The sequence below is a fragment of the Kribbella sp. genome (assembly GCF_035687465.1).
In the GTDB taxonomy this organism is placed as follows: Bacteria; Actinomycetota; Actinomycetes; order Propionibacteriales; family Kribbellaceae; genus Kribbella.
On the sequence record NZ_DASRXP010000257.1, the window covers coordinates 1 to 5,595 of the forward strand.

General features: G+C 66.0%; 7 protein-coding genes and 1 pseudogene. 4 read left to right on the forward strand and 4 right to left on the reverse strand.

The annotated features are described in order from the left end of the window. Positions 1-239: 239 nt before the first annotated feature. A complete protein-coding gene (locus VFG33_RS12855) occupies positions 240-518 on the reverse strand; it encodes a hypothetical protein (RefSeq protein WP_325025902.1) in 279 nt (92 codons plus the stop codon). 109 nt (positions 519-627) lie between these two features. On the opposite strand from VFG33_RS12855, the gene VFG33_RS12860 reads away from it, so the two are divergent. Continuing rightward, entirely contained in the window at positions 628-1,068 is a 441-nt protein-coding gene (locus VFG33_RS12860; RefSeq protein WP_325025904.1) for a VOC family protein, read from the forward strand. Between the two features lie 40 nt (positions 1,069-1,108). On the opposite strand, the gene VFG33_RS12865 is transcribed toward VFG33_RS12860, so the two are convergent. Both VFG33_RS12865 and VFG33_RS12870 read right to left on the reverse strand, forming a co-directional pair. Continuing rightward, positions 1,109-1,570 carry a nuclear transport factor 2 family protein gene (locus VFG33_RS12865; RefSeq protein ID WP_325025906.1) on the reverse strand — a complete coding sequence of 154 codons (462 nt, stop codon included), beginning with the start codon at positions 1,568-1,570 and terminating at the stop codon, positions 1,109-1,111. Between the two features lie 119 nt (positions 1,571-1,689). After that, entirely contained in the window at positions 1,690-2,184 is a 495-nt protein-coding gene (locus VFG33_RS12870) for a MarR family winged helix-turn-helix transcriptional regulator (RefSeq protein WP_325025908.1), read from the reverse strand. Positions 2,185-2,349: 165 nt separating this feature from the next. On the opposite strand from VFG33_RS12870, the gene VFG33_RS12875 reads away from it, so the two are divergent. The 3 genes from VFG33_RS12875 to VFG33_RS12885 all read left to right on the forward strand — a co-directional run bounded on the left by VFG33_RS12875 (position 2,350) and on the right by VFG33_RS12885 (position 5,071). Next, positions 2,350-2,754 carry a DUF1003 domain-containing protein gene (locus VFG33_RS12875; protein WP_325025910.1) on the forward strand — a complete coding sequence of 135 codons (405 nt, stop codon included), beginning with the start codon at positions 2,350-2,352 and terminating at the stop codon, positions 2,752-2,754. Positions 2,755-2,876: 122 nt separating this feature from the next. Beyond that, positions 2,877-3,812 carry an aminoglycoside phosphotransferase family protein gene (locus VFG33_RS12880; RefSeq protein WP_325025912.1) on the forward strand — a complete coding sequence of 312 codons (936 nt, stop codon included), beginning with the start codon at positions 2,877-2,879 and terminating at the stop codon, positions 3,810-3,812. A 170-nt stretch (positions 3,813-3,982) separates the two neighbouring features. Next, the gene (locus tag VFG33_RS12885; protein ID WP_325025913.1) at positions 3,983-5,071 is read left to right on the forward strand and encodes a glycoside hydrolase family 183 protein; all 1,089 of its coding nucleotides are present in this window, start codon (positions 3,983-3,985) and stop codon (positions 5,069-5,071) included. An 89-nt stretch (positions 5,072-5,160) separates the two neighbouring features. On the opposite strand, the pseudogene VFG33_RS12890 reads toward VFG33_RS12885, so the two are convergent. Then, positions 5,161-5,328: pseudogene (locus tag VFG33_RS12890) on the reverse strand (VOC family protein); the annotation flags it as partial. Positions 5,329-5,595 lie beyond the last annotated feature (267 nt).

The window sequence follows — 5,595 nt, forward strand, 5'->3', positions numbered from 1 at the left end:
AGTTGGCCGACACACTGCGCGTCCGGACCGACCGACAGATCATCCGGGCCGGCATCGACTACTTCAAGCGTGCACCCGAACTGCGGACGGCGTATCCGATCGAATCGCCGGAGAGCTACTACCTGGATACCTGGGATTACGACGCGATCCGCGAACGGCTGCTGGTGCCTCTCGGTCCGGGCGGCGACCCCCGGTACACCACTGCGATTAGGGAATCCAGCGGACGCCCGCTGTCCGTGTCATCCGTCCACACAGCCGGTGCGGACGCGGTGCTGCTGGCGGACGGTGCGTTTCTGCAGGTACCGGCGCTGATCGACCACTGGGATCTGCGGATCTATGTGCACGTCAGCTTCGACGAGGTCCTCCGGCGCGGCACCGCCCGCGACCAAGCCTGGATGCCCTCGGCCGCCGCAGCCGAGGAGCGCTACCGCACCAGGTATATCCCGGGGGAGCGCATGTACGTCGATCAGATCCAGCCGCGGTCTCGGGCCCAGATCATCGTAGAACGAGGACCTCAACCACCCGAAGATCACCTACAGCGATCCGGATGTCGAGGATGTGGCGGCGGCTTCGTCCTAGGTGCATCAGTGGCCACGACAGGCCGCGCGACGAAGAAGGAGAACCACCGTGACGATTCAGCGGATGGACAACGTCGGCATTGTCTTCGACGACCTCGAGGCTGCCATTGCGTTCTTCGGAGAACTCGGCCTGGAACTGGAGGGCAAGGCGCAGGTCGAGGGCCCCTGGGCGGACCGCTGTGTCGGGCTCGAGGGCGTCCGCTGCGACATCGCGATGATGCGGACCCCGGACGGTCACGGCCGGCTTGAGCTGGCGAAGTACCGCACCCCCGCGACGATCGGTGCCACACCGCCGAACCCGCCGCACAACACGGTGGGCATGCATCGCGTCATGTTCGCCGTCGACGACATCGAGGACGTCATTGCCCGCTTGCGCACTCACGGCGCCGAACTCGTCGGTGAGCTGGCCCGGTACGAGGACAGCTACCTGCTCTGCTACGTCCGCGGCCCTGAGGGGATCATCGTCGGGCTGGCCGAGCAGCTCAGCTGACAGCCGTACAGGTCAGGAGATCCTGATGGCCAGTGCCGGGTTATGGCTGGTGGTCGGCAGGGGTGAAGGCGGCCTCGAGGTTCGACAGGATGCCGAGCTGCGCGAAGATGATGGTGCCTTCCGGGTAGCAGTCGAACTTCTTGACCTTGCCGTCCTCGATCTCCCAGATGTCGGCGCACGGCGCGTCCATCCGCTTTCCGGTCGGGGGTAGTACTCCGAACGCCGTTGCCAGCGGGCCGGTGTGCGTTCCCTGCAGGGCGAGCCGGACGATGACGGTGTTCCCGTCGACCCAGAAGTCGTACAGCTCGCGGTGCATGTCCGGGAACGCGGTGGCGTACACCTCGACGGTCTTGCCCAGCTCGTCGGGACCCTTGTAGGTCACGCCGATGGACTCATCGATGAACACCCCGTCGTCGGTGAACACCGACACCCACCCCGCAACGTCCTGCCGCTCGGCCACCGCGTAGGCATCCCGAACGACCTGCTCCACATCGACTGCCATCACAATCTCCTCGCTCGAACGACCGAATCCCACTTGCTTGCGTTGGCAAGCATATGACCATGTGCTTGCTGACGCAAGCACTACGTGGATGGGCGGAGGGTGCGCGCCTTCCTCCTGGCTTACTGGCGCTTGGGGGAGCGGCGGGGTGGTGGGGGATTGGCGATGTCGACGGCGTCGGCGAGGCGCTGGAGGGATGGGCCGAGGTTGCTGACCTCGTCCGGGGTCAGGACGGCGAAGATGTTGCGCCGCACGCTTTGCAGATGGTGCGGGTAGGCGCGCTTCAACACCATGAGGCCCTGCCGAGTGAGCACCGCCAGCATGCTCCGCTTGTCGTCCGGACAGGGTTCCTTGCTGACCAGGCCGCGACTCGCCATCAACTCGACCACCCGGGTGATCCGGCTGGGCGACAGGGCCGTGTGATCGGCCAGGTCGGACATCCGCAGGCGCCGGCCGGATGCTTCGGACAAATGCATCAGGACCAGGTACTCCGTGCCGTTCAACCCCGACGAGCGCTCCAGGTCGTCACCCATGGCTCGCGGCACCGTGATGGTCAGCCGCATCAAGCTGCGCCAGAGCAGCTCTTCATCGGCATCCAGCGGTGGGGTAGCGGACATGCGGCGAGTATGACGCCGGGTGCTTGCCAACGCAAACAAGACACGCGCCGTCCGTGCCGGTTGCGGGATTTCCGCAGCTGATCCGTGGAATCGCCGACGTCCCGCAAGGCCACGGCAGCAACACTCGAAGGTGACTGCACTAGATCCCCGGGGCCAGGAGGTCAGATGGACACCACACCGGCGAACAGCCAACCGCACCACCCCGCCGTCGTCGCACAAAGTGACGAGCGGACCGCTCATCTCCAGGTACGCATCGCCGACGCGATCACGGCGTACGCCGGCTCCATGCGGTTCGTGTACGTCCATATTGTCGTCTTCGCGGTCTGGATGCTCTTTCTCGAGTCCAAGCCCTGGCCCATGCTCACCCTCGTCGTGTCCCTCGAGGCCATCTTCCTGTCGACTTTCGTCATGATCGGACAGAACCGCCAGGCCGCATTCCAGCAGGCCAAGGCCGATCACGACTTCAACACCCAGGAGCTCGAGCTGAAGACCAACACCGACATCACCCGACAGATCCACCACCTCACCAAGGAGCTGCACCGACGCCTCGTCGAGAACTCCCACACCTAGCCCGCATCTGTTGCTGTCGGCAAGAGTTAGCCAGTGCCTTTACCTGGTGGTGAAAACGGTGGACCTTGCGGCTGGAACCGTGGTCTGATTCGGCGGACCGTCCGCGATCTCGAGGAGTTCTGTTGACTGCTGGTGACATGTCGTCGGATGAGGCGCGGATCGACGTTTCGGTGGTGAGCGCGCTGGTGGCGGCGCAGTTCCCGGAGTGGGCGGAGCTGCCGGTTGCGCCGGTGGGAAAGCCTGGCGTGGACAACGCGACGTACCGGCTGGGTGATGAGATGTCGGTGCGGTTGCCGCGGTTCGAGCGGTGGGTCGGGCAGGTGTTTCGTGAGCACGAGTGGTTGCCGGTGCTGGCGCCGCAGCTTCCGCTGGCTGTGTCGGTGCCGCTGGCGCAGGGCGAGCCGGGGGAGGGGTATCCGTTTCCGTGGTCGGTCTACAAGTGGTTGGACGGGGATGCGGCCGGGCCTGAGGCGTTGACGGACTCGGAGGAGTCGGCGCGGGAGTTGGCCGCGTTCGTGGCGGCATTCCAGCGCGTTGATCCGACTGGAGGGCCGCCGCCGGGGTGGAGCAACGGGTTCCGGGGCGTGCCGATGGGGGATGACAGCGACTCGCCGATCGTCGAGAGCCGGGTGCGACCGAAGATCGCTGCACTCGACGGCCTGTACGACGTTGCCGCGCTGACCGAGGTCTGGGAAGCAGCTCTCGCCGCGCCGGCCTGGGACGGGCCGCCGGTCTGGATCCACGGCGATCCGGCACCGGGGAACATCCTGCTGCAGGACGGGCGGTTCAGCGCGGTGATCGACTTCGGCACGATCGCGGTCGGGGATCCCGCCTGCGACCTGATCGCGGCCTGGAACTGGTTCCCGACACGGCAGGCCCGCGACATCTACCGCGCGGACCTGAAAGTAGACGACGCAACCTGGACCCGCGGCCGCGGCTGGGGCCTGGTCTCAACCCTGCCGGCACCCGCTGACCTGGCGGAAGACGCCGACCCCGCCCGCGCCACGCAAGCTAGGCGCCGTTTGGATGCACTCGTCGAGGACTGCCGCCGCAACTGACCCCCGACCACTGCGACTCCGCCCACAGCAAAGCGCTGTCGGACGGACGTTTCGATCTGTGTCGAAGGGTGTTGGGGCTTGGGTGGGGGAGAGGGGTTGACTTGGGGTTGGGGCTCGGTGAGGGTCGTGGGTAATCGATTGCCCGCCCCTGATCGAGGAGGTTTTTCGCCATGTCAGCTGAGCCGACCGTCAACCGATCCACCTTTCTGAAAGCGGCTCTCGGTGCCGGTGCGTTGGTGGCCTGGCCGGGTGCCGCGGCCGCGGTGAGCACCGGCGGCAGCGCAGTACGGGCTGTGACTACCACCAAGGTTGCTGATCTGACTGGGCCGGGGCTGACGGACCGGTTCCGGATGCAGGCGACTGATCTGGGGATTCCGGTGCGGACGCCGGACGGGCGGTTGCTGTTCATGTTCGGCGACACGTTCGAGAATCCGGTCGTCGGTGGCGGTTGGTGGCGTTCGCCGGTCGCCTTGTGGTCGACCACGACGGATCTCGCCGGCGGGGTGAAATGGTCGGGCGCGGTCGGGGGAGCGGCGGCGCAGCAGTTGTGGGACTACCCGCATGACAATCCGACGTTCTCGACAGTGTTGCCCTCGGACGTGATCACCGTCGGCGGCTCGATGTATCTGCACGCGATGGTCAACAAGGGACTCGGCAACGTCGTGTGGACAGAGATCTGGAGGTCGGACAACTCGGGCGCGAGCTGGTATCACACCGGCGCCAAGTTCCCGGGCGACCTCGACGGCGGGCTGTTCCAGTTGCTCACCTGGGGCGAAGGGAACGACGGCTATGTGTACGTCTACTCGACCGGGTTCCAGCGGAACAAACCGATCATCCTGAAGCGGGTCCGGAGCGACCAGATTGCCAACCCCGCGGCGTACGAACCGTGGGGCTTCCGCGACGGCGCCTGGCAATGGGGCAATCCGCCCACGCCGATCCTCGACGGCAGCTTCGGCGAGATGAGTCTGCGGCCGCTCGGCGGGAAATGGGTGCTGACCTGGTTCAACGCGGGGGACTACCGGATCGACGGCATCATCATGGACACCCCGACCTCGAACCTCCACACGGCGTACCGGCAGACCTTGATCTACGGCGGCGCGTGGGGCGCCGAGAATGACAACCACGTGGCGCAGCTGTACGGCGGCTATATCGTCCCCGGCTCGACACTGAGCGACCTGCACCTGTCAGTGAGCCAGTGGAAAACCGATGCCGGCTGGCCCTACCGCGTCATGCAGTTCCGCGTCAGAGGCTTCGGCTAGGCGTGATCAGCGATGGTCGCCGGCCGGAGAAGCATCCCTCCACCCCTCCCCGACCGGCCACCATCGCTTCACTCGCGTTCGGTCCACTCCTAGGCGCTGCCGGCGACACCGATCAGGTTCCCTTCCGGATCGGTGAACCGTCCGACCACGAACTCGCCTGGAGTTCCCTCCGGACCGAAGACCCGTCGTCCGCCGAGGCTCTCGGCCTTCTGGAGAGCCTCCTCCACGTTTGGAACGGCGACGTAGAACAAGACGGTGCTCTGGTGCCCACTCCCACCACTCGAAGTGCACTACCGGATCCGCCATGGTTCCTCCTCTGTCATGAACAGCTGTCACACCAGAGGTCGGTGCCCGCCGGCGGGACTCGACATTCTCAGTAGGGGAGGGCGACGTAGTCGACGTGCTGGCCGACGTTCGGGTCGTTCTCGATCTCGGCGGGCACGTTACGCACGATCAGACCGGCCTGGTCAGCGGCCGCCAACGCCGTCTGGTCGTACTTCGTCTTGCGCCAGATGTCGACCATG

Bases quoted from the DNA above. Each gene is read 5' to 3' on its own strand.
- VFG33_RS12885 (WP_325025913.1), top strand. From the start codon at position 3,983: ATGTCAGCTGAGCCGACCGTCAACCGATCCACCTTTCTGAAAGCGGCT.
- VFG33_RS12875 (WP_325025910.1), top strand. From the start codon at position 2,350: ATGGACACCACACCGGCGAACAGCCAACCGCACCACCCCGCCGTCGTC.
- VFG33_RS12865 (WP_325025906.1), bottom strand. From the start codon at position 1,570: ATGGCAGTCGATGTGGAGCAGGTCGTTCGGGATGCCTACGCGGTGGCC.
- VFG33_RS12870 (WP_325025908.1), bottom strand. From the start codon at position 2,184: ATGTCCGCTACCCCACCGCTGGATGCCGATGAAGAGCTGCTCTGGCGC.